Source organism: Pontibacillus sp. ABV4_188 (assembly GCF_056311905.1).
This window is the reverse complement of the sequence record NZ_CM149975.1, coordinates 1,605,588-1,626,738: the sequence shown is the minus strand read 5'-3', so window position 1 is coordinate 1,626,738 and position 21,151 is coordinate 1,605,588. Positions and strand designations below refer to the sequence as shown.

Annotated in this window: 23 protein-coding genes; 9 read left to right on the top strand and 14 right to left on the bottom strand. The window is 38.9% G+C overall.

The annotated features are described in order from the left end of the window. Window positions 1-105: 105 nt before the first annotated feature. Complete coding sequence (locus ACYX4O_RS08260; protein WP_476356255.1) at window positions 106-1,935, bottom strand: ABC transporter ATP-binding protein; 1,830 nt, start codon at window positions 1,933-1,935, stop codon at window positions 106-108. Window positions 1,936-1,946: 11 nt separating this feature from the next. Continuing rightward, window positions 1,947-3,704 carry an ABC transporter ATP-binding protein gene (locus ACYX4O_RS08255; protein ID WP_476356253.1) on the bottom strand — a complete coding sequence of 586 codons (1,758 nt, stop codon included), beginning with the start codon at window positions 3,702-3,704 and terminating at the stop codon, window positions 1,947-1,949. A gap of 874 nt (window positions 3,705-4,578) precedes the next feature. Between ACYX4O_RS08255 and ACYX4O_RS08250 the strand changes: the two genes are divergently transcribed. Continuing rightward, a complete protein-coding gene (locus tag ACYX4O_RS08250) occupies window positions 4,579-5,406 on the top strand; it encodes a mechanosensitive ion channel family protein (protein WP_476356251.1) in 828 nt (275 codons plus the stop codon). Window positions 5,407-5,431: 25 nt separating this feature from the next. On the opposite strand, the gene ACYX4O_RS08245 is transcribed toward ACYX4O_RS08250, so the two are convergent. From ACYX4O_RS08245 to ACYX4O_RS08210, 8 genes are all read right to left on the bottom strand, one after another. Continuing rightward, window positions 5,432-6,721 carry a hemolysin family protein gene (locus ACYX4O_RS08245; protein ID WP_476356249.1) on the bottom strand — a complete coding sequence of 430 codons (1,290 nt, stop codon included), beginning with the start codon at window positions 6,719-6,721 and terminating at the stop codon, window positions 5,432-5,434. A gap of 125 nt (window positions 6,722-6,846) precedes the next feature. Continuing rightward, complete coding sequence (locus tag ACYX4O_RS08240; RefSeq protein ID WP_188656206.1) at window positions 6,847-7,095, bottom strand: YkuS family protein; 249 nt, start codon at window positions 7,093-7,095, stop codon at window positions 6,847-6,849. An 83-nt stretch (window positions 7,096-7,178) separates the two neighbouring features. Next, window positions 7,179-8,294, bottom strand: a complete 1,116-nt coding sequence (locus tag ACYX4O_RS08235; RefSeq protein WP_476356247.1) for an N-acetyldiaminopimelate deacetylase — start codon at window positions 8,292-8,294, stop codon at window positions 7,179-7,181. A 57-nt stretch (window positions 8,295-8,351) separates the two neighbouring features. Further along, on the bottom strand, window positions 8,352-9,071 hold the full coding sequence (dapD, locus tag ACYX4O_RS08230; RefSeq protein ID WP_476356245.1) for a 2,3,4,5-tetrahydropyridine-2,6-dicarboxylate N-acetyltransferase: 720 nt from the start codon (window positions 9,069-9,071) through the stop codon (window positions 8,352-8,354). A 71-nt stretch (window positions 9,072-9,142) separates the two neighbouring features. Continuing rightward, the gene (locus ACYX4O_RS08225) at window positions 9,143-10,573 is read right to left on the bottom strand and encodes an MDR family MFS transporter (protein ID WP_476357052.1); all 1,431 of its coding nucleotides are present in this window, start codon (window positions 10,571-10,573) and stop codon (window positions 9,143-9,145) included. A 128-nt stretch (window positions 10,574-10,701) separates the two neighbouring features. Further along, the gene (cbpB, locus tag ACYX4O_RS08220) at window positions 10,702-11,151 is read right to left on the bottom strand and encodes a cyclic-di-AMP-binding protein CbpB (protein ID WP_476356243.1); all 450 of its coding nucleotides are present in this window, start codon (window positions 11,149-11,151) and stop codon (window positions 10,702-10,704) included. A gap of 110 nt (window positions 11,152-11,261) precedes the next feature. Beyond that, the gene (locus tag ACYX4O_RS08215; RefSeq protein WP_476356241.1) at window positions 11,262-11,732 is read right to left on the bottom strand and encodes a DUF3993 domain-containing protein; all 471 of its coding nucleotides are present in this window, start codon (window positions 11,730-11,732) and stop codon (window positions 11,262-11,264) included. Between the two features lie 77 nt (window positions 11,733-11,809). Then, window positions 11,810-11,935: a hypothetical protein gene (locus ACYX4O_RS08210; protein ID WP_476356239.1), complete on the bottom strand. Its 126-nt coding sequence runs from the start codon at window positions 11,933-11,935 to the stop codon at window positions 11,810-11,812. A gap of 289 nt (window positions 11,936-12,224) precedes the next feature. Between ACYX4O_RS08210 and ACYX4O_RS08205 the strand changes: the two genes are divergently transcribed. Together ACYX4O_RS08205 and ACYX4O_RS08200 are read left to right on the top strand one after the other, a co-directional pair. Continuing rightward, window positions 12,225-12,536, top strand: a complete 312-nt coding sequence (locus ACYX4O_RS08205; RefSeq protein ID WP_476356237.1) for an ArsR/SmtB family transcription factor — start codon at window positions 12,225-12,227, stop codon at window positions 12,534-12,536. A 15-nt stretch (window positions 12,537-12,551) separates the two neighbouring features. Beyond that, the gene (locus ACYX4O_RS08200) at window positions 12,552-13,460 is read left to right on the top strand and encodes a cation diffusion facilitator family transporter (RefSeq protein WP_476356235.1); all 909 of its coding nucleotides are present in this window, start codon (window positions 12,552-12,554) and stop codon (window positions 13,458-13,460) included. Window positions 13,461-13,546: 86 nt separating this feature from the next. On the opposite strand, the gene ACYX4O_RS08195 is transcribed toward ACYX4O_RS08200, so the two are convergent. Then, entirely contained in the window at window positions 13,547-14,761 is a 1,215-nt protein-coding gene (locus ACYX4O_RS08195) for an EAL domain-containing protein (RefSeq protein ID WP_476356233.1), read from the bottom strand. A 359-nt stretch (window positions 14,762-15,120) separates the two neighbouring features. Here ACYX4O_RS08195 and trhA point away from each other — a divergent pair, with 359 nt between their 5' ends. Continuing rightward, window positions 15,121-15,756, top strand: a complete 636-nt coding sequence (gene trhA, locus ACYX4O_RS08190; RefSeq protein WP_188656216.1) for a PAQR family membrane homeostasis protein TrhA — start codon at window positions 15,121-15,123, stop codon at window positions 15,754-15,756. 63 nt (window positions 15,757-15,819) lie between these two features. On the opposite strand, the gene fadH is transcribed toward trhA, so the two are convergent. Continuing rightward, window positions 15,820-16,587, bottom strand: a complete 768-nt coding sequence (fadH, locus tag ACYX4O_RS08185) for a 2,4-dienoyl-CoA reductase (protein WP_476356230.1) — start codon at window positions 16,585-16,587, stop codon at window positions 15,820-15,822. Between the two features lie 180 nt (window positions 16,588-16,767). Here fadH and ACYX4O_RS08180 point away from each other — a divergent pair, with 180 nt between their 5' ends. The 5 genes from ACYX4O_RS08180 to ACYX4O_RS08160 all read left to right on the top strand — a co-directional run bounded on the left by ACYX4O_RS08180 (window position 16,768) and on the right by ACYX4O_RS08160 (window position 19,791). Further along, the gene (locus tag ACYX4O_RS08180) at window positions 16,768-17,637 is read left to right on the top strand and encodes a metallophosphoesterase (RefSeq protein ID WP_476356228.1); all 870 of its coding nucleotides are present in this window, start codon (window positions 16,768-16,770) and stop codon (window positions 17,635-17,637) included. A gap of 341 nt (window positions 17,638-17,978) precedes the next feature. After that, entirely contained in the window at window positions 17,979-18,209 is a 231-nt protein-coding gene (locus ACYX4O_RS08175) for a hypothetical protein (protein ID WP_476356226.1), read from the top strand. 99 nt (window positions 18,210-18,308) lie between these two features. After that, window positions 18,309-18,920: an SCO family protein gene (locus ACYX4O_RS08170; protein ID WP_476356224.1), complete on the top strand. Its 612-nt coding sequence runs from the start codon at window positions 18,309-18,311 to the stop codon at window positions 18,918-18,920. A gap of 109 nt (window positions 18,921-19,029) precedes the next feature. Next, window positions 19,030-19,524, top strand: a complete 495-nt coding sequence (locus tag ACYX4O_RS08165) for a YkyB family protein (protein ID WP_476356222.1) — start codon at window positions 19,030-19,032, stop codon at window positions 19,522-19,524. 66 nt (window positions 19,525-19,590) lie between these two features. Further along, window positions 19,591-19,791, top strand: a complete 201-nt coding sequence (locus ACYX4O_RS08160; RefSeq protein WP_188656221.1) for a hypothetical protein — start codon at window positions 19,591-19,593, stop codon at window positions 19,789-19,791. A gap of 45 nt (window positions 19,792-19,836) precedes the next feature. On the opposite strand, the gene ACYX4O_RS08155 is transcribed toward ACYX4O_RS08160, so the two are convergent. Together ACYX4O_RS08155 and ACYX4O_RS08150 are read right to left on the bottom strand one after the other, a co-directional pair. Further along, complete coding sequence (locus ACYX4O_RS08155; RefSeq protein WP_476356219.1) at window positions 19,837-20,745, bottom strand: chemotaxis protein; 909 nt, start codon at window positions 20,743-20,745, stop codon at window positions 19,837-19,839. Between the two features lie 203 nt (window positions 20,746-20,948). Beyond that, window positions 20,949-21,122 carry a PLDc N-terminal domain-containing protein gene (locus tag ACYX4O_RS08150; protein ID WP_188656255.1) on the bottom strand — a complete coding sequence of 58 codons (174 nt, stop codon included), beginning with the start codon at window positions 21,120-21,122 and terminating at the stop codon, window positions 20,949-20,951. Window positions 21,123-21,151: the final 29 nt, after the last annotated feature.

The following is a 21,151-nucleotide window of genomic DNA, read 5'->3' as shown; positions in this document are numbered from 1 at the left end:
CCAATTACTTATAGTATAACGACAATCCATCTTCCTCTTCAAAAAATGTGCCCGCACTTAACACAAAAAACTCTAACCTTATTGTCATAAGGTTAGAGTTTCTATTTACATAGCGTCAAGCATCTGGAATTGAGTCTTTACAAGATCGAAGTACTCCCCTTTAAGTTCCATTAACTCCCTATGATTTCCTTGTTCTAAAATCCGGCCGTGTTCAAGCACAATGATATTATCTGAGTCACGGATTGTAGATAAGCGGTGAGCGATAATGATGGCTGTTCTACCTTTTAATAATCGGTTTAATGCTTCTTGAATCTTTACTTCTGTTTCTGTATCTATTGATGAAGTTGCTTCATCTAATATTAATATCTTAGGATCAGCTAGTAATGCCCTAGCAAAGGATAATAATTGACGTTCCCCTGCTGATAGAATATTACCCCTTTCCTCTACTTCCGTCTCATATCCGTTTGCAAGACGTTGAATAAAGTCATCAGCACCAACTACTTTAGCAGACTCGATTACTTCTTCATCTGTAGCGTCAGGACGACCAAATCGAATATTCTCCATAATCGTTCCTGAAAAAATGAAGGTATCCTGCAGTACAACACTGATTTGTTGTCGTACGCTATTTAATTTGACATCTTTCAAATCATGTCCGTCTATTTTCACAGCCCCACTCGTTGGATCATAAAAACGGCTAATCAGATTGGCTATTGTAGATTTTCCACTACCAGTATGACCTACAAGGGCTACTGTCTGACCTTGCTTAATTTCTAAAGAGATATCATGTAAAGCAACGCGATCTTCGTCATAAGAGAAACGGACATGGTCAAAATCAATCTGGCCTTTCATATCTTTCAACTCAATCGCGTCTTTACGCTCTTCAACATTAGGCTCTTCATCTAAAAACTCAAATATACGCTCGGAAGCGGCCATCGCCATAAGAAGCTGGTTATACATTTGGCCAAGTCTTGAGATTGGTTCCCAAAACATACCTAAGAAAGTCGAGAATGTAACAAAAGTACCCACTGTTATTTGACCATTAATGATGAGGAACGCACCATAAGAAATAAGGATAACTGTTCCAACAGCATTACTCATTTCCACAAAGGGACGGAACATCGCACTTTTCTTAGTAGCATTACGCCATGATTCAAAGTTGTCGCTGTTCACCCCGTCAAAATACTCGGTGTTTTCATTTTCTTGTGAGAATGACTGTGTAATCCGAATCCCTTGTATACTTTCATTTAAATGGGAATTTAAACGAGACTGTTGAATTCGGACATCCTGCCATGACCTGCGAATGTTACGTCTGAGTTTTGTAGAAATAAAGAACATAATTGGCAGGATGATCATAATGGCTAGTGCAAGCTTAGGACTTAATACCAGTAGGATAACAATAATACCAATTAACGTTACGACATCCATTAACAAATTGATAATTCCGTTGGTGAACAATTCTTGTAATGAATTAATATCGTTCATTATTCGAACAAGAATTGAGCCCGCTGATCGGTTATCAAAAAATTTATGACTTAAGCGTTGTACGTGGGAAAACAAATGCTTCCGCAAGTCGTATATAACGTTCTGCCCTAAGATATTCACCCACCTAATCCTAAATGTGTTCCCTAAAAAGCTCAGTACGTAAAGAATGGAAATTCCAACAACAAGTTGAATTAATAAATTAGTATCTTCTCCCTTAATAGCCAGGTCAATTGCCACTTTACCAATTAATACTGGCACGATCAGCCTTACAATTGTAGACACGAGCATAGCTATAATAGCAGCTGGTAACAGCCTTTTTGAGTATGGCTTCACATAATGAAGCATACGACCCATTTGCTTCCAGTTAAATTGCTTCTCGATTGCCTGGTCTTGTGTATATTTGAATCGCTGTAAATGAGGACTCTTGTATTCTTGCTTTGGTGCTTTCGCCATCTTTCTCCCCCCTAACCTTGACTTGAAGCCTGCAGTATGGCTTCTTTATCCTGATATTGTATATCGTAGATACGCTGGTACGGACCTCCATTGTCTAACAACTCTTCATGGATCCCACGCTCAACGATTTCTCCGTTTTCTAGAACTAAAATTTCGTCCGCGTGTTTTAGAGATGATATACGGTGAGCAATGATAAATGTTGTACGGCCTTCCATTACTTCTTTTAAGGCTTTTTGAATTTGTAATTCTGTCTCCATATCAACTGCCGATGTTGCGTCATCAAGCACAAGAATACTAGGATCAATTAAAATCGCGCGAGCAATAGCTACACGCTGCTTCTGACCACCAGATAAACCCATACCTCGTTCACCTAGCAAAGTATCGTATCCATTCGGCATTTCCAGAATAAATTCATGTGCTTGTGCCCTTTTAGCTGCATCAATGATTTCTTCCATTGAAGCTTCCGGGTTTCCGTATGCAATATTCTCTTTAATGGTCGTAGAGAATAAAAATGATTCTTGTAAAACAAATCCAATATTACTTCTTAGTTCTTTTAGTCCATAATTTTGAACTGGCTTTCCATCCACTAAAACCTGCCCAAGTTCAGGTTCATAAAAACGAGTGATTAGCTGAGTAATACTTGTTTTGCCTGAACCAGTAGCACCAATTAAGCCGACGGTTTTTCCAGGAGGCGCGTCAAAACTTATATCTTTCAAAGCAGAATCATCATCCTCTTCATAAGAGAGTGTCACGTCTTTAAACGTCACATGGCCGTTCAAACGCTTTTGACGAATTGCTTCTGGGATTTCTTTAATATCTTCCGTTGCTTCAAGAATTTCTAATAATCGTTCTCCTGAAGCTTTTGATTGGGAAAACAAGTTAATAACGAAGCCAAAGTTCATAAGCGGTCCTAGAATGTACCAAATTAAGTTAAAGAAAGCTACCAATACCCCAACCGTTACTTCACCCTGAATATATAAATAGCCACCGAAACCAAGTAAAGCAACAACGCTAATGTTCCCTATAAACTCCATTAGCGGGAAATATTTAGCCCAAATATTTGAGGTAGAAAGATAATTCTGACGATATTCATCGTTTTTATCCGTGAAACGCCCTACTTCAAAGTCTTCACGTGATAACGATTTCACCGTATTCATACCACTAATATTCTCTTGAACACGTGTATTCAATCGTCCAAACGCTTTACGAATTCCTCTAAAAGCTGGGTGCACCCTCTTATCAAAACGGTAAACCACTACCGCCAAAAACGGCATAGAAGCCATTGTAACTAATGCAAGAGGTATAGAATAATAAAACATCACACTCAAACTAATAAGGATTAAGGATACAATTCGAATAAATTCTGCAAATCCAAATGATAAAAAGAAACGAAATGCTTCCACATCAGCTGTCAGACGAGACATCAAATCTCCTGTACGAGCATTATCATAATAACGAAATGGTAAACGTTGAAGCTTTTTATAAAGACCATCCCGAAGTGTATAAACAGATTTAATTCCAAACAAATCCCCTAAGTATTGCTGAATATAAGTCGCTACTCCTTTTAGGATCATAAGTCCAAAGAATATAGCTGCTAAATATGGTATAAGATTATAGCGCCCCGGATCTACGACATCATCAATGGTATACTTCAGTACAATGGGATAGACCACCGTTACCCCTGTTACAATAAGCAGAAAGAATAAGGAAACAAAGAAATAACGCTTGAATGGTAAGTAATACATTTTCAACTTTTTGAACGTATCCAAAACGACCCCTCCTTTTAATGTAAAATTTTTCACGTACCTATAAATATATCGAGTTCCGAAATAATTTTCCACCCATTTGACTTATTTTTTTGAAAATTTTTATTTCGACTATATTCTAAGCTCAATCCCCCCATTGATATTCCATTAAAGGGCAGGATTGTTGAAGACTCGAAGGTGAGAGAATGTTTTCGTTAACTTCAATTAAGCATAAGGTGGGCCTGGGAACCACTCGCTTTCCTGTGGGGAGCTGGTGAGCCTCCTCAACCGGCATAGCCGGTCTCCGGGGTTTCAACACCTAGATTGAAAAGCGCAGGCGTGGTGACTAGGACCGTACGGATAAGACATCTTTTTGGAAAAGGCGATTAGCCTTTGTAAAAAAGATGACTTATCACGATAGGTCCTCCACGCCGGAACTAGACTCGCTCTTCTGCCCACGGGAGTCTCGCAGTTTCCAGGCCCACCTTTACCATACAAGGAGGAACGAAAGCATGCCATATAGGGTAACAACAGATCTGCTGTTACGAACTGCAGGGCCGTTCCTCCACCTTAAAGACAGGGCTTGCTCGGGGACTGCGAGACTCCCGCGGGAAAAGGAGCCTAGGGAAGACCCCGCAGAGAGCGAAGCGAATGAGGAGGCTTCCCAGCTCCCCGCAGGAAAGCGAGTTGTCCCCGAGCGAGCCCAAGCACTCTTAAACGTAAAGGCCCCTTCCTGCTGAAATATCTCAACTTCAATTGTTCCATATAAGGGGGCTTATATGGAACATCCTTACTGTATGCGCTTCTATATAAATTTTCTATTTGATGGAATCTATCACATTGAGGTATGATAGAAAACGTATTAAAAATTGTAGGTTGTTAAGGAAAGGAGTATACGATGTTTGATTTTTTAAATGATATTGACTTTGTCAAAATCTCAACGATTGCATTAAAAATTGTATTAGTTTTACTTGTTTATTTAATTGTCTCACCTATTGGGAAGAAACTAATCCAACGCTCTCTTTATAAAGCTGGTAACAATCAAAAGCTTACAGAAGCAAGGGCTAAGACGTTGGAGAAACTCATGATTAGCATTTATTCGTATGTATTAGGTTTCATCCTAATCGCTACGATTTTTGGGTTATTAGATATTAACCTTGCTCCATTAATTGCCGGAGCTGGTATTATTGGGCTGGCTATTGGTTTTGGTGCTCAAGGGCTCGTAAGCGATGTTGTTACTGGTTTCTTCCTATTATTAGAGAAACAAGTTGAAGTTGATGAGTATGTAACAGCTGGTGGAATGAATGGTGTTGTTGAAGAAATTGGTCTACGAACAACGAAGATTAGAAGCTTTGATGGGACATTAAACTTTGTCCCAAACCGCCACATCTCTACAGTAAGTAACCATTCTCGCGGAAATATGCGCGCGCTTGTTGATATTGGTATTGCGTATGATGAGAATATAGATGAAGCTATGCAGGTTCTTCAAAATGTATGTGATGAGTTCGCTCAAAATGATGAGCGTTTCAAAGACGGTCCTAACGTACTAGGCGTTCAAAGCCTTGGTTCCTCAGATGTCGTCCTTCGCGTACTTGGCCAAACGGAAAACATGCAACAATGGGCTGTTGAGCGTGATTTACGTAAACGCATGAAAGAAGCACTTGATGAAGCAGGAATTGAAATTCCATTTCCACACCAAGTTTATATTGAGAAAAAAGAAAGCTAATCCAAAAAGGGAATGAGCAAAAAGCTCATTCCCTTTCTATTTTCCATAACTCAATTTTTTGTATATGTGAATCTTCCATTTCTTTGACTTTCAAACGATAGCCACTAACATCTATCTCCATTCCTTCTTCAGCATTAATATTTTGAGTTAAAAACCAGCCAGAGATTGTATCGACTTCATCATGATCAAGGTCAAGGTTAAAATAATCATTTACATCCTGAATGGCCATCTTCCCATCTAACAATTTATGACCATTTTCAAGTGTATCCATTGGCAACTCTTCTTCATAATCAAATTCGTCACGAATCTCCCCAACAATTTCTTCTAAAATATCTTCAACCGTCACAATACCAGATGTACCCCCATATTCATCAACAAGTACAGCTAAGTGAATATGACCTTTTTGCATTTTCAGCAACAAATCTCTAAGGGGGACATTTTCGAAGATTTTCGGTACAGGCCTTACATAAGATAAAATGTCACTTGATTCGTCGCAGTTATCATAGAATAGTTCTTTCATATGGATCACACCGACAATATCATCTTTATCTTCATTGATAACGGGGTATCTGGTGTACCGCTCGTCACGCATAATTTCCATATTATCTTTCATCGTATCATTTAGATCAACAACGACTACTTCTGTTCGAGGCACCATAATCTCCCTAGCTGTCCTATTATCAAATTCAAAAATACGGTCTACATATTTGTATTCCGTTTGGGTAATTTCACCTTGCTGATAACTCTCAGATAAAATATGTCGCAATTCATCTTCTGAATGCACCTCATCTGATTCATTAGCTGAAGCAAATCCAAGCATCCTAGTTAACACGTTTGCACTTCCATTTAACAACCAAATGAATGGAAACATAATTTTATAAAACCATATGAGCGGCTTAGCGATTATAAGAGTTACTGCTTCAGCTTTTTGAATGGCGATCGTTTTAGGAGCAAGCTCCCCAAGAACTACATGCAAGAATGTAATAATGAAAAAGGCAATGGCAAATGAGATTGTGTGGCTTAACGCCTCAGGCACAGGGGATTGTTCAATTAAAGGATGCAATAGCTTATCAACCGTTGGCTCTCCTAACCAACCAAGGCCTAGTGAAGTAATCGTAATACCTAATTGACAAGCAGACAAGTAATCATCTAGACGGTCTAATAAATGAAGAACGGATTCTGCTTTTTTGTCTCCTTCTTTAACTCTCGACTCAACCTTAGACCTACGCACTTTCACAATGGCAAACTCACTAATAACAAAAAAAGCTGTTAAAACAATAAGTAGGGCTACTAAAAATAGATTTAATGTAATCATCAGAACTCTCCCTTTACAGCATCAATCTCAGTCACGAATCTCTACCCTTAGAATTTAAGAGGATAATACAACGTCCTGCAAGGTATAAAAAAATAGCTGAACCACATTAGTGGCTCAGCTATTCCTTATTGTTGCTGGCCGCGAGAGTCTACAGCTTGGCAAACTTCATCTGCTGTCATCCCGTTCGCATTAATAACGGAACCTTGCATAGCTGCATCAGCCATGCCCATCACGTTTTTATCTTGACCAGAAATGACACAGCAGTCGCACCCTTGTGTATCCTGCTCACTTTTTAATTCAACAATATCGTGACCTTTTGATTGTAAAGCTTCACGTACGTCAGAAAGGGTACCTTCTACACCTATTCGTGCCAAAGTAACCCACCTCCTTTTTAGTTAGGAACGAGTCCTTCAAGGAGTAGTGTATCCACATTAAGGTTGTGTATACGTCCTGCTTTTTAGAGAGATCTGAGCGTACGTTCTACAACATCCACCCCTACTTCTAGTGCTTCTTCCTTTGGCTTTAAGCTCCCATTATGAAGACCATAATCAGAATCAACTCCAAGCCAAAACATAAAGCCAGGGATTTCTTTTAACATGTAGCCAAAGTCTTCGCCCGTCATCGCTGCCTTGGATTCCGAAAAAGTATAACCGAGATCCTCAACAATTCTCTGGAATGGTTCCATAAAGGTTCCGTCATTTTTAACTTGATAATAATTAGATCCATAGTCAATCGAAATTTCGCATTCATGACTATATTCAATGCCTTTAGCTAAACCTTCAATTTTCTTCTTCAAGAGGTCCATAGTATCTGCTTTAAATGATCTCATCGTTCCTTCTAAACGAGCTGTTTCCGCAATACCATTTTGTACAGTTCCCCCTGTGATTTTCCCAATCGTCACAACAGCTGAATCAAGAGGATCAACAGCACGTGACACAATGGATTGAGCTTGTACAGTATACTGACTCGCAGCAAGAACCATATCTTTTGTTAGGTGGGGATAGGCAGCGTGCCCGCCTTTTCCTTTGAAATCAATGTACAACTCGCTTGTATTGGCAAATAGTAACCCTTCTTTAGTTGCTATTGTGCCAACTGGTTGTTCCGGGGCAATATGTAGAGCAAAGATTTCATCTGGCCACCATACTTTCATCTCTTCGCTTTGAAGCATTGGTAATGCTCCCCCTGGATTTTCTTCAGCTGGTTGAAAGAGGAATAACACATTCTCTACGGTTGGCGATTGGGCTAACCGCTCAAGTGCTCCTAACGCAATCGTCATATGAAAGTCATGACCACATGCGTGCATTTGACCCTCATGAGTCGAAGCAAACGGATACCCTGTTTCTTCAGTAATAGGAAGACCATCTATGTCAGCACGGTACGCAACCGTCTTTGAAGGGTTTGTCCCTTGCACTCTAACTAAAAGTCCTGTCTTCCACTTTTTAACCTCAATATAACCTTGCGGCAAGCCTTCAATAAATTGGAGGAGGTACGCTTGAGTTTTCGTCTCTTGAAAACCTAGTTCAGGGATCTTATGAAGATCTCTCCGAACCTTTTGTAAATCTTCACTGTTCATCTATTGTCACCTCTTTAAAAATGAGGCTCTCCCTAAGGAGAACCTCATAAAAGTTCATTAATTATCTAGTTTGCGCAATTCTTGTTTGATTTCTGTTTTCCCTTTAGTTTGCTCATCAATTTCTTTGATGACTTTAGCAGGAGTGCCTGCAACAACTGTATTTGGAGGAACATCTTGCGTCACGATTGAACCTGCTGCTACAACAGATCCTTTACCTACTGTTACACCCTCTAAAATGACAGCATTAGCACCAACTACTACTTCATCTTCTACTACAACTGGTTTAGCAGAAGGTGGTTCAATAACTCCCGCTAATACAGCACCTGCACCGATGTGGCAGTTCTTACCGACTGTAGCGCGTCCACCTAGCACAACGTTCATATCAATCATTGTACCTTCGCCAACTACAGAACCAATATTAATGGCAGCTCCAAGCATAATAACGGCACCATCACCAATTTCAACCTGATCACGAATGATTGCACCAGGCTCAATACGAGCGTTTACGTTTTTAAGATCAAGAGTTGGAATAGCAGAGTTACGACGATCATTTTCAATCACGTAATCTTCAATAGAACCTTTGTTACTTTCAAGTGCAGGTTCAACATCTTTCCACTCACCGAATAGAACGCCCGTTTCATTATCCACAAAGGCTTTAACCGTTTCGCCAAAATCAATTGACTTTAGGTTATCCCCTTTAACATATACTTTCACTGGTGTAGATTTCTTACTATTTGAAATAAACGAAATAATTTCGTTTGCATCCATCATTTCCATGGCTGCTCCTCCTTTATGTATTACAACGTTATTTTACTACTTTATCAGACTCAAGAGGGGGTGACAAGACATTAGGTTTTTTCACCTTTTGGTAAAAGTAATATCAATATGAGGGAGACCACCGCCAAGATCAATAAACCTAAGTATACTTGGTGTAATCCAAGAGTTAGAGCCTCTTCTAGGGCCACTTGTATATGAATAGACAAGCTAGCCCTCCCTTCTATATCTAGCAGTTGATTAACCGTATCAATGGTCACTGATTCATCTAACTGTTTTTCTTGAATCGTCTTCTGTATAACACTATTTAATACTCCTCCAAGGATTGCAGCTCCAATTGCACTACCAATACTTCGCATAAACATATTAGAGGCAGTCGCAATCCCTCTAGTTTTCCAATCAACAGTGCTTTGAATAGAAACAATAAATGAAGTGGTCGACATCCCCATTCCTATTCCAATAAAGAAAGAGCCTAATGCTGCCCAGATAGGGCCCTTATCTGGAGATAAGGAAAAGAAAAAGATTCCTCCCACAACTAATGCTACTCCTCCAATTAGAGAGGTTGCACGGAACCCGATTTTCAAGAGTAAACGTCCTGCTATCATCGAGGAAACAGGCCAACCGATCGACATTGTGGTCAGTGTAAAACCAGCAACAGTTGCCGACATTCCCATAACTCCTTGCACGAAAGCGGGAAGATAGCTTGATACACCTATTAAAATCATGCCAGTAATAAGAGAGGTTATATTTGCAATCGTAATAGAACGGTATTCCCATATCGAGAATGGCATCATTGGATCAAGCGCACGCTTTTCTTGAAAATAAAAACCTATTAAACATGCTCCAAAAACCAGTAATAACCCTACAGCTAACGGAGAGTGCCAAGGGATACCTATTCCTCCTTCTACTAGAAGGACCATCAAAGATGAAATCCCGACCATTAATATCGCTGAACCTGCAAAATCAATGGAATGCCGCTTTTTCTCGACGTTCTCATGGAAGAACCATACTAATCCAATAATTGCCAAAACCCCTAAAGGAAGGTTCATCCAAAACACGTATCGCCAATTTAAATAGTCTACAAAAAAACCTCCCAGAGCAGGGCCTGTTACAGCTGATATTCCCCATACGCTAGAAAGGTAGCCCTGTATTTGGGCTCGTTCCTCTTTAGTGTAAAGATCCCCTACAATGGTAGAAGCGATGGGCATAAGTGCCCCAGCACCAATTCCTTGTAAAAACCGAAATAAGATAAGCGTAGTCATTGAAGTAGCAAAACCACATAACAGAGAACCCGTTAAAAATAAACTGATGCCAATCAGAAAGATAGGCTTTCTCCCAAATAAATCAGATAGTTTCCCAAAAATTAAAACAGTACTAGCATTTGTTAATAAATAGGCTGAAAAAACCCAACTATATAGAGAAAAACCACCAAGCGCTGCTACAATACTCGGCATTGCAGTAGAGACAATCGTAGCTTCTATCGCTGCTAAAAACATCGCAAGCATAATAGATGCAAGAACGAGAGGCCTTTTAGACGTATTCTTTTTGGTCGTTATTGGTGTATGCGCTCCCAAATAACCCATCTCCTATCTATAAAAACAGAGGTGTCCTCAAAGAGAACACCTCTTACATGCTACATGTTATTGTTATAAGTGTGAAAGTGTTTGTTTAATGGTTTTAAGATGGCTCTCCTTGTTAGTATTCCGTCGAAATATCCATCTTCATCAGCTACACATACGAATGGATGGTTGACTACTTCCCCTAACGCTTTTGAAAAACTATCCTCTTTCTTTAAACATGGAATATCTGTATTCATAACCTCTTCTACGCGCACAGAAGATAGTTTGTCGAGCTCAAATTGCTCTACTCCTAGCATATTTTCAATTATAATCGTTTTACTAATGGTTCCTTGTAATCTGTATTTTGCATCTAAAACTGGAACAGCAGAATACCCTGATTTCACAAGCACTAATAGCGCATGTTCAAGAGGGTTACCTCCTTGAACGTGAGCTACAATCTCTGAGGGAATCATTAATTCTCCCACATAATACTTCTCTAATTCTTCTCTTTGCAAACTAATCATTCGTTCGTACACTCCTTCTTGTTCACACACGGAGGAGTAAGCAATTGTTATATGCTCTATAAATCCCGAAGAATATTATAACACAATTTATAAGAAAACGATAACATAACTTACACCTCATGATCCCATTCAAGCTTTGAGATTCGCCATCCCTCACTTGTTTTGGAAATCGTAATGATTCTTCTGATTTCACTTTCACCTAAGATCTCGGATACTTCCGTCTTTTCTTCCTTAACAATAATTCGATGTTTTTGCTTTTCTATAACGGAGAAATTCTCTATATTCTTTGGAATGACATATGGTGAAAAGTCAGTCGTACCAAATTGACACATTTCCCCATCCATAATAAGATGCTCTCTAAAGACCGTCATCATGCTCTCTTTGGTAAATAATTTGATAAAAGAACTCCGAATCTCACTATAAGTTGACTGCTTTGAAGCATATTCTGACTGGACTTGATGGGCTTCTTTGAGAATCTGTTGCCATTCGATGTTTCTGTCTTGACCTGCTTGTACTGTTTTAAAAGAAAAAAATACAATCGCAAGCATAAGAACGACTCCGAACAATAACGACTTTCTCATACCCCATCCCCCTTTAGTTTAAACAGAGACGCAGCTGACTTTAGAAGTTTATCCTATCAAGCTACGCCCCAATTGACCTACTTTTTCTCTTCAGAATTGCTATGAACCTCAATCTTAATAGGCTTTAAATCAGCATGGCCACAAGCGGGACATTGTTTATTCTCAGTAGACAACACGCAACACCGATCACAATGATAATGCATACACAACCCTCTCTTTTCTTTATCTTTATTCTATCAATATACAGTATGCAAGGAAGGTAGTTTCGTTCGTAAAATCCCCCTATTGGTAGACAAGCCTCCCTAACCTTTGTAAAGGAAAAATCCACATATTGGAGATACTTGGCGAAGAAAAGCTTATTCCAAGAAAGAAATAAATTTTTCAGCATATTTTGCTTGTTTTTGGGGAAACGATACGATAGATTCATGAATTTAGCTTAAATAATTGAAGTGTTAATATGAACGCATGATCATATTTTCATACACAGGGGGGATGGGCATGAATAATCCTAATTACGATTTACATAAGGTAACGCTCGATAAAACAACTCAAACCTTCAAAGCGCTTTCCGATCCAACAAGAGTCCGGATTTTGCATTTATTATTTCACAAGGAATGTTCTGTTAATGAGATTGCAAAAACGTTAGGTCTTCAACAATCTACTGTTTCTCATCAGTTACGTTATTTAAAACAACTGCGACTCATTAAGTGTAGAAGACAAAAGACAACACTCCATTACTCGCCTGAAGATCATCATATCTTTCATTTACTAAACCAGGCGATCGAACACGCCAAACACATTTAAACAGGAGGTACACTGATGGGACACTCACACGATCACGGACATGATCATACACACGGAGCTAACAAAACAGCTTTATTATGGAGCTTTATTCTTATATTTGGATTTATGATAGTTGAAGTAATAGGCGGTCTTATAACAAATAGTCTTGCTCTACTATCAGATGCTGGCCATATGTTAAGTGATGCAGCAGCACTTGGACTTAGTTTAGTGGCGTTTAAAATTGGGGAAAGATCAGCCAGCAAGGCAAAAACGTATGGATATAAACGGTTTGAAATATTAGCCGCTTTTTTAAACGGGGTAACCTTAATTGTCATTTCCCTCTATATATTTTGGGAAGCTTATCAACGTTTCTTAGATCCCCCCAATGTCAGTATGGGGATGATGATCGTTGCCTTTATAGGTCTACTAGTGAATATAGTTGTGGCTTGGATCCTAATGAGAGGCGATACTGAAGAAAATCTAAATCTTCGTAGTGCCTTTCTACACGTTCTAGGAGATTTACTTGGCTCTATTGGCGCTATTATCGCCGGTGTTCTAATCTACTTCTTTAACTGGAATATTGCTGACCCCATTGCAAGTGTACTAGTAGCCTTACTCATCATAACGAGCGGTTACCGCGTTGCAAAAGATTCTTTCCATGTTTTGATGGAAGGAAAGCCAAAGGGTATGGATGTGGAGCAGTTATATGCCTCTTTAAAAGAACTTCCACATGTTGTTGATGTACACGATTTACACGTATGGTCCATCACAAGCGAATTCCCAGCCCTAACTTGCCACATTGTTGTAGATCACGATTGTGAACGGGATCTTTTATTACAAAAAGCCGTTGGTATATTAAAAACCGACTATCACATTACACACTCCACTATACAAATAGAAGGTCAATCTGTTCTGCCTCATGGGGATGATGACTGTTGTAATTAATACAAAAAAGAGCTTGGATTACCAAGCTCTTTTTTGTATACAATACTATGTTTAGACATGTTTGTGTGGATTGGGCCGTTAGTTATTTAAATTAGCAACGATTCATGGTCGTAAATGTAGGCATATTTGATATCAATAAATATGTAATGATGGTCGGATAGTGGAAAGCTAAAGGTGCGGATCATTTCTCTTGTTTCGATATCAGAATATAAATCTGATAACCTACCTTTATTCCATAACCTCATTTGGACCATATTTTCAAGGAAGTAAGGACGAAACGCCCAGTTTGTTCCTAATATATCAGTTTCCTTTTTCCATGTTTCTTCACGCTTTCGAAAGTTAGAAGAAATCTGACGCCCATTACTGTCGCAAACATACATACGGAAACTTTCTTCATCGAAGTATCCTGTTACCTTCTCAAGAAAAGAGTCCACCCTCTTAGGACCGTCCCAATGATCTAACAGCCCTCTTATGCGTTGGTCCCACTTTAATACGTGGGCAAGCCTTTCTTCTATCAAGCTCTTCTCCCGTTTAATAAAACCGTCCACGTGTTCTTTAATAAGGGGTTGTTGACTAAATGGTTCAAGAAATGAGAATGACGGTCTGGCTAAATAAAACCCTTGATAGTAACGACCACCATGCTTCCAAGCATAATACAACTGGTAAGCATCTTCGATATTCTCGAATATAAGTGCCGCTCCAATTCTTCTAGCAAGCATAGAAAGAGAATATAGGATATCTTGATAACCACTTGAATCTACACCTGATAGAATCTTTGAGTCGACCTTGAGTATATGAGGCTCCAATTGACGCAGCCTGTCTAAGTTGGAGCTTTTAGCACCTACATGATCGACAGCTATTTGTATACCGTATGTCTTGTAATAAAGCAATAAATGATTCAACATTTCAAAGTCTTCGTCGAAATCATGCTCTGTAATCTCAAGAACGATACGACTCATATCAAAACCTTTTTCTTCATAGTAGTGTAAAGTTGTAAGTAATGGTTCCCCGCTTTCAAGCATAAGTTGCTTTGCGTTGCGGTTAATAAATAAATTGCCTTTCATATCATGTTCTACCATATCTTCTATAGCAAGTTGAAGAAGATGTTGGTCTACCTCTAATTTAAAATCTTCTGGTACTTGGGCATCATGAAAGAATTCACCTAAACTAACCCATTCCCCCTCATGCCAATATCTCCCTAATACTTCGTATCCGATAATATCATGTTTTACGGCAGAGAATACAGGCTGGTACACAGGTTTGACTCTTTCTAAATGACTGACTACATCTAATGGATCCATGCGCGCATCCCTCCTGGTTATCTCAGTAGTTTCACTATAAGCGCTTACTTTATTGTACTATTTTATCCGAATTATGTGAAAAGAGATAGGTGCATTTACAAGATTCCATTAAAAAAAAGACCAGAAACTGTCCCTTTTTACTTCATCAATCTTTCTTATTAGTACTAGATTTGTCTTTATGTTTATGATCAAGGTGTTTCTCGAAATGTTCATCAAATTTCTCTAGAATCGCTTGTTTCTTCCTCTCTTTCATCCAACCTTCACCAACTAAATTTAAAAAAGTAAACAGAAACTTTTGGTAGTAAAGGCTAAAACGCGTTATACTTAAAGAAATTATATTTATGAGGTAGGTTCTGAATGTGGAAACACATACGTATACGAAACGCGAAGAAATCGTGAATGCCGTCACACACGGAGTTGGGGTTTTACTAAGTATTGCCGCTTTAGTTCTTTTAGTCGTTAATGCCTCTATGAATGGGAATCCATGGCACATTGTATCTGTTTCTATCTATGGAGCAACAATGATCTTTTTGTATCTATCTTCGACTATGGTACATGGAATGCCAGACGGAAAATGGAAAGACCTTTTCGAGATCTTTGACCATGCTGCGATCTACTTGTTTATTGCAGGCACGTACACTCCTCTATTGCTTGTCGTATTAAGAGGCACACTCGGCTGGACGTTATTCGGGATTGTATGGGGAATAGCCATTTTCGGAGTCGTGTTCAAAGTTTTCTTTGTTAAGAAATTTGTTGTACTATCAACTGTCTTTTACGTCTTAATGGGTTGGATTATTGTTCTAGCTTGGAATCCACTCGTAACCAAACTTGCTTTTGGGGGACTAGTTCTTTTAGTTGTCGGTGGCGTTTTATATTCTGTTGGTACGATCTTTTATGTATGGCGAAGCTTTACGTTTCACCACGCTGTATGGCACTTGTTCGTACTCGCTGGATCAGCTATGCATTTTTTCACCATTTTCTTTTATGTCATATAAAAAGAGGCATCTCCAAGGAGATGCCTCTTTTTACGTAAGCCTCACTTTTTTGAAACGATTGAATTAAAACGGGAATTTATTTAACCACTGTCCTCCATCTAATGTAACCACTTCTCCATTCATATATGAAGCTTTATCTGAAAGAATGAAATGAGCTAATTCAGCTATTTCTTCAGGCTGTCCTAGGCGTTTTAAAGGAACGGACTCTAACGTTCTCTTAGCTGCTTCTTCTGACTCAAATAACTTATCAGCTCCACCCGTACGCTCAATTGGTCCAGGAGCAATAGCATTTGTCCGAATACCATATTTGTATCCCCACTCAACTGCTAACGTACGTGTGATGGAAAGAACTCCCGATTTTGCTGCCGCAGAATGTATAACCCCAGCGCCAGCATCCCAAGCATAGGTAGCAACCATATTTAAAATGTTTCCTTTTTTCCCTTCTTTCATCCAATAATCCCCTGCAGCACGACAGCAATAAAACGTCCCATTCAATACGATATCAATAACTGAATTCCATCCATTAATGGACAACTTATCAGCAGGACATATAAAGTTCCCTGCAGCATTATTTACTAAATGATCAAGGCCACCAAATTGATCAACAGTCTCTTCAACCATCCTTTCTACATCCTCAGGTTTTCTTACATCCATCACAATCGTATGTATGGAACCTTCTACGTCTTGCCCCATTTCACTCTTAGCTTGGTCTAACCTTTCTTGGTTACGTCCTGTAATAACTACATTGGCTCCTTCTTTGGCAAATTTTTGAGCCATGTATTTCCCCATCCCACTTGAACCACCTGTAACAATAACGACTTCATCTCTCATGAGCTATTCCTCCTTTGCATATAAATTCTTTAGAAGATATTGAAAACCCTTTCAAAGTTATCTAATTTTTCATTTTCATTTCAACTTAAGAAATCTTCCAATTTAAATAAACATACATGCTATAATGCTACTATCCCTACTCAAGGGTTAACAGATTTGTAAAAAAGGCGTGAACAACTTATGTCAAAACCTATTACTCGTCGAACATTCATGAAGCGCCTTTTCGGTAGCGTTTTAAGCTTGTTCGGAATCAGCGGGGGTACTTACTATTATGCGAGATACATCGAGCCTTCCATGCTTACAATACAAGAAGAGGTTATTGAGTCGGCTCGTGTTCCATCCACCTTCCATAACAAAAAGATATTACAATTCAGTGATACACATATTGGTTTTCATTACGACCTTGAACAGTTTGAAAAACTAGTAAATTCCATTCAGACCCAACAGCCAGATATGCTATTATTTACCGGGGATTTAATTGATGCTCCAGACGAAGTACCAACTCATACATTTGAGAGAGTAGCAACTATATTAAGTAAATTAGATGCTCCAATGGGAAAGTTTTGGATCTATGGTAATCACGATCACGGGGGTTACGGTACTGAAGTTATAGCCGAAACAATGAAAAAAGCTGGCTTTCAACTTCTTCAAAATAGTCACACTCTAATTGAAGAACAAGGTAATCAAATTTTATTAGCTGGCCTTGATGATGTTATGCTTGGAAGACCAAATATCGTCAACGCGCTCCAAGGCAAAGAAAAAGACTTTTTCACTGTACTTCTTTGTCATGAACCAGATTACGCAGAATCAGTTAAACACTATCAAGTAGATATACAGCTTTCAGGACATAGTCATGGGGGGCAAGTACAGATCCCAATCATCGGCCCCCTTATCACCCCCCCTTTCGCTGAACGCTATGTGGAAGGTTGGTACAAAACAGGAAATTACCCACTTTCTATATACGTTAGTCGAGGACTTGGTACAACCCGCGAGCCCTACCGGTTCCTGTGCCGACCTGAATACACCATCCATACACTTAAGCAAACTTAGACTACTTTCACACGAAAGTAGTCTTTTTCTGTAGGCTGTATTAAAGTTTGTGGTCCTTGAAGATGTGAGCCTGAGAGAATGTTTCCGTCTGCGTTATTAGAGCGTAAGGAAGTTCTGGAAATCACTCGCTTTCCGCAGCGAGCTGGGGAGCCACCTCAGTCGCATTCGCTCCCGTTCCATGAATTGTCCCACCTTCAATTCTTCCATTTAAGGAGACTTATGTGGAAAAATTGAAAATCCAATACACATTATTAAAAACCGTTACTTAAAGGGACAGACTCAACATTACCCCCATTCACATAGACTGATTAAAGAGTCTATAGCGAAAGGAGAGTCACCCTATGCATCAATACTCACCTATTCATCATCAAGTGTACAGAACTACACCTCAAGGAAATCAAGGGGATCAACGCTTTTTCGGTCCTTTTATACCATTTTTAACTGGTTTAGCCGTTGCTCCGCTCTTTTACGGAGCATTCAGACCACCTTATCCTTATCCACCGTATCCTTATTATCCACCATACGGATGTCGTCCATATGGCTGCCCTCCCTATTACAGACCTTACTTTTAACCTTTAACATCGTTTCACGAAATGTTCATAGCTTCCATTCTAAGCTTCATGTTAAACTATACTTTGGATACAAAGTTGAAGCACACTGGGGGATATGATATGAAACGACACATTATAGGGGTTGGGCTCCTGCTAATGATCCTTTTATTAACGGCATGTTCAAGTTCAAAAGGCTATGAAGGAGATTTCTCCTATGATATCAAAGAATTTGAGTTCACGAACCAGAACGGGGAAACCGTTTCTAAGGAAGATTTAGAAGGAGATTTTTGGGTAGCTGACTTTATCTTCACGAATTGCACAAGTGCCTGCCCGCCTATGACAAATAATATGGCACGATTACAAACGATGGTGGAAGAAGCTGGACTAGAGGACCAGGTTCGCTTTGTCTCTTTTTCGATTGATCCAGAACATGATTCACCTGAAGTCTTGAAAGAGTTCGCTAATAAATTTCAGGCCGACTTTACAAATTGGGACTTCCTAACAGGGTATGAACCTCAAACAATTAAAGAGTTCGCCTTAAAATCCTTTAAAGCACCAGTTGAGAAGTTACCTTTAAAAGACGCCCCCGAAGGTCAACCAGATTATGACTTTATGCATTCGTCACGTATGTATATCATTACTCCTGAGGGCAAGGCCATAAAAGGGTATATTGGAACAGACATTAATAATATGGAACCTTTATTTGAAGATTTAAAGGGGTATATAAATTAATTCAAGGTGAGAGTTCCTTTTGCGCAGAGGGCTCTCATCATTTTTTAAATTTGCTTTTTCGGACCACCTTTTGTACGATGGTAGTAGTTAAGATAAAGGAGGAAGTTTTTTGAAAAATGATGTAAAACATTCTTCTACTAAAGAGATTGCGGAAGCCTTATATGTCGTCAATCGACATGCGAAAACAGCGCCTGATCCCAGACATTTGTATACACTAAAGAAAAAAGCGATTCAACAACTAATCGCCCAAAAACATGCAAAAAAGATCGGCCTCCACTATTCCGACCACCCTAAATATAGCCATCAGCACTCCACTCTTTTGGTACAAGTTGCTAATTACTATTTCCATATTCCCCCTCGAAAAGAAGACTTCCAAGCGCTCAAGCACTTAGGTAACATCGATCAATCCTATCGAAACCCAAAACCAAGTCTTTCTTTATCAAAAGCAAAAAAAGTGCTCTATCGCTATCTAAATTGGGAGGAAGACAGCAAAGTAAAACCAGAACAAAGAAACAAGAGATATACAAAATCTCCATATAGTAATCCTCATTACGCACCTTGGGGTCAACTTGTTTCTTGGGAACAAAAAGATAGAAGAAGATAACAGCCTATTGAAAGGTTTCAATTCTTCTCTTGGAAGGAAATGTACTTCCATAAGGAGGGATGGAACGTGAGCGAGATGAAAAATTTCATGTATGAGCTCAATCAATTTATGAAATGGTCTGAAGAAATGAAAGATGCTTACGAACGTCTTAGTGAAGAGGAACAGTTGCTTGTCAATAAGCATACCCCTTTCACAGAAACCCCAAGGCAGTTAAATAAAGAAGTTACAAAGTGGTACGAGAGTATGCACGAAAAAGTAACGTATTAATAGGTAAGAACAACCAAAAAAAATCGGCTACAATAGCCGATTTTTTTATAGAATGAATTGATCGATCTTTTTAACGAGTTCAACAATTTCAGGTTTTGAAATTTGATCGTTTGCTCCGACCATTTCCCCTTTATGTCTCAAGTCATCCGTAATAAGAGATGAGAAAATAATGACAGGAAGATGTTGCAATAAAGGATCTTCTTTAACTTGCTTAGTAAAATGGTGTCCGTCCATACGCGGCATTTCTATATCCGTAATGATGAGTTGGTACTCCTCTTCCACAGCTTTCCCTTCACCAACAATACTATAAAGATGATCTACAGCTTCTTTACCATCTTCAAATAAGTGAACATCTTCGTATCCAGCTTCTCCCAATGTTTCTTCTAACATCGCCCTTAACATCGCAGAATCTTCAGCTATTAATATCCGCTTTTTTGAGCGCTCGCGAACCCCCAATGTTTTCATTTGATCTACGTTTATGCTTGATTCCGGATTAATATCCGCCACCATTTTCTCAAAATCCAACATGAGGAGCATTTCACTTTCTCTTTTAATAACACCAGTAATTTGAGTTTCTAACCCTTGATACATCTTGCCTGGCTTCTCTATATTCTCCCATGAAATGCGATGAATTTGCGTAACGGTATGTACATGAAAGACGATTTTCGTTTTATTGAACTCAGCTAAAATAAACTTATCTAATTCTGGCTTTTCAGATGCCGGGAAGCCTAATGCACGAGCTACATCAACTACCGGTACAACCTCTCCCCTTATCTCAATAATACCTTCTACTGAATGATGAGCATGAGGAATTTTCGTTACTTGAATAGGGTTAAGTATTTCTTTCACCTTTATAACGTTAATACCAAACTTATTCTGCCCGATACCGAACTCAACAACCTCTAATTCATTTGTTCCACTCTCTAATAAAATACCATTATCATATGAACCCATGCTGAAACCTCCCTAAAAATGGCTTACACTTCTCTATTATAGAAGGAACCCCCATATTTTCATAGGTTTTTAGAACTAATTTATTCCCTCCTAGAAGGAATCCCCTTGTAAAATCAGGAAAATCCTTAAAGATTGCTTCATAATTAGCACAACAAAAAGACGAAACCTTAACGGGTTTCGTCTTGAAATATATCGATTAAATCTTAGTCATTACGGATAAAGAAATAAACAATTAGTCCGATAAAAGGGAAAATAATCGTTAGAATTAATACGATGATAGCATACTCTTTACTTTTCCCTTTACGCTGGGCATCTCGATATGCCCAAATACTTGTAACAATATTTATCACAAACAAAGCTATAGCAATAAACGCCATGATACCAACAAATAATCCAGCAATACCTA

Bases quoted from the DNA above. Each gene is read 5' to 3' on its own strand.
- ACYX4O_RS08260 (WP_476356255.1), bottom strand. From the start codon at position 1,935: ATGGCGAAAGCACCAAAGCAAGAATACAAGAGTCCTCATTTACAGCGA.
- ACYX4O_RS08250 (WP_476356251.1), top strand. From the start codon at position 4,579: ATGTTTGATTTTTTAAATGATATTGACTTTGTCAAAATCTCAACGATT.
- ACYX4O_RS08245 (WP_476356249.1), bottom strand. From the start codon at position 6,721: ATGATTACATTAAATCTATTTTTAGTAGCCCTACTTATTGTTTTAACA.
- ACYX4O_RS08235 (WP_476356247.1), bottom strand. From the start codon at position 8,294: ATGAACAGTGAAGATTTACAAAAGGTTCGGAGAGATCTTCATAAGATC.
- dapD (WP_476356245.1), bottom strand. From the start codon at position 9,071: ATGGAAATGATGGATGCAAACGAAATTATTTCGTTTATTTCAAATAGT.
- ACYX4O_RS08225 (WP_476357052.1), bottom strand. From the start codon at position 10,573: ATGCTTGCGATGTTTTTAGCAGCGATAGAAGCTACGATTGTCTCTACT.
- cbpB (WP_476356243.1), bottom strand. From the start codon at position 11,151: ATGATTAGTTTGCAAAGAGAAGAATTAGAGAAGTATTATGTGGGAGAA.
- ACYX4O_RS08215 (WP_476356241.1), bottom strand. From the start codon at position 11,732: ATGAGAAAGTCGTTATTGTTCGGAGTCGTTCTTATGCTTGCGATTGTA.
- ACYX4O_RS08210 (WP_476356239.1), bottom strand. From the start codon at position 11,935: ATGCATTATCATTGTGATCGGTGTTGCGTGTTGTCTACTGAGAATAAA.
- ACYX4O_RS08205 (WP_476356237.1), top strand. From the start codon at position 12,225: ATGGGCATGAATAATCCTAATTACGATTTACATAAGGTAACGCTCGAT.
- ACYX4O_RS08200 (WP_476356235.1), top strand. From the start codon at position 12,552: ATGGGACACTCACACGATCACGGACATGATCATACACACGGAGCTAAC.
- ACYX4O_RS08195 (WP_476356233.1), bottom strand. From the start codon at position 14,761: ATGGATCCATTAGATGTAGTCAGTCATTTAGAAAGAGTCAAACCTGTG.
- fadH (WP_476356230.1), bottom strand. From the start codon at position 16,587: ATGAGAGATGAAGTCGTTATTGTTACAGGTGGTTCAAGTGGGATGGGG.
- ACYX4O_RS08180 (WP_476356228.1), top strand. From the start codon at position 16,768: ATGTCAAAACCTATTACTCGTCGAACATTCATGAAGCGCCTTTTCGGT.
- ACYX4O_RS08175 (WP_476356226.1), top strand. From the start codon at position 17,979: ATGCATCAATACTCACCTATTCATCATCAAGTGTACAGAACTACACCT.
- ACYX4O_RS08170 (WP_476356224.1), top strand. From the start codon at position 18,309: ATGAAACGACACATTATAGGGGTTGGGCTCCTGCTAATGATCCTTTTA.
- ACYX4O_RS08155 (WP_476356219.1), bottom strand. From the start codon at position 20,745: ATGGGTTCATATGATAATGGTATTTTATTAGAGAGTGGAACAAATGAA.
- ACYX4O_RS08150 (WP_188656255.1), bottom strand. From the start codon at position 21,122: ATGGCGTTTATTGCTATAGCTTTGTTTGTGATAAATATTGTTACAAGT.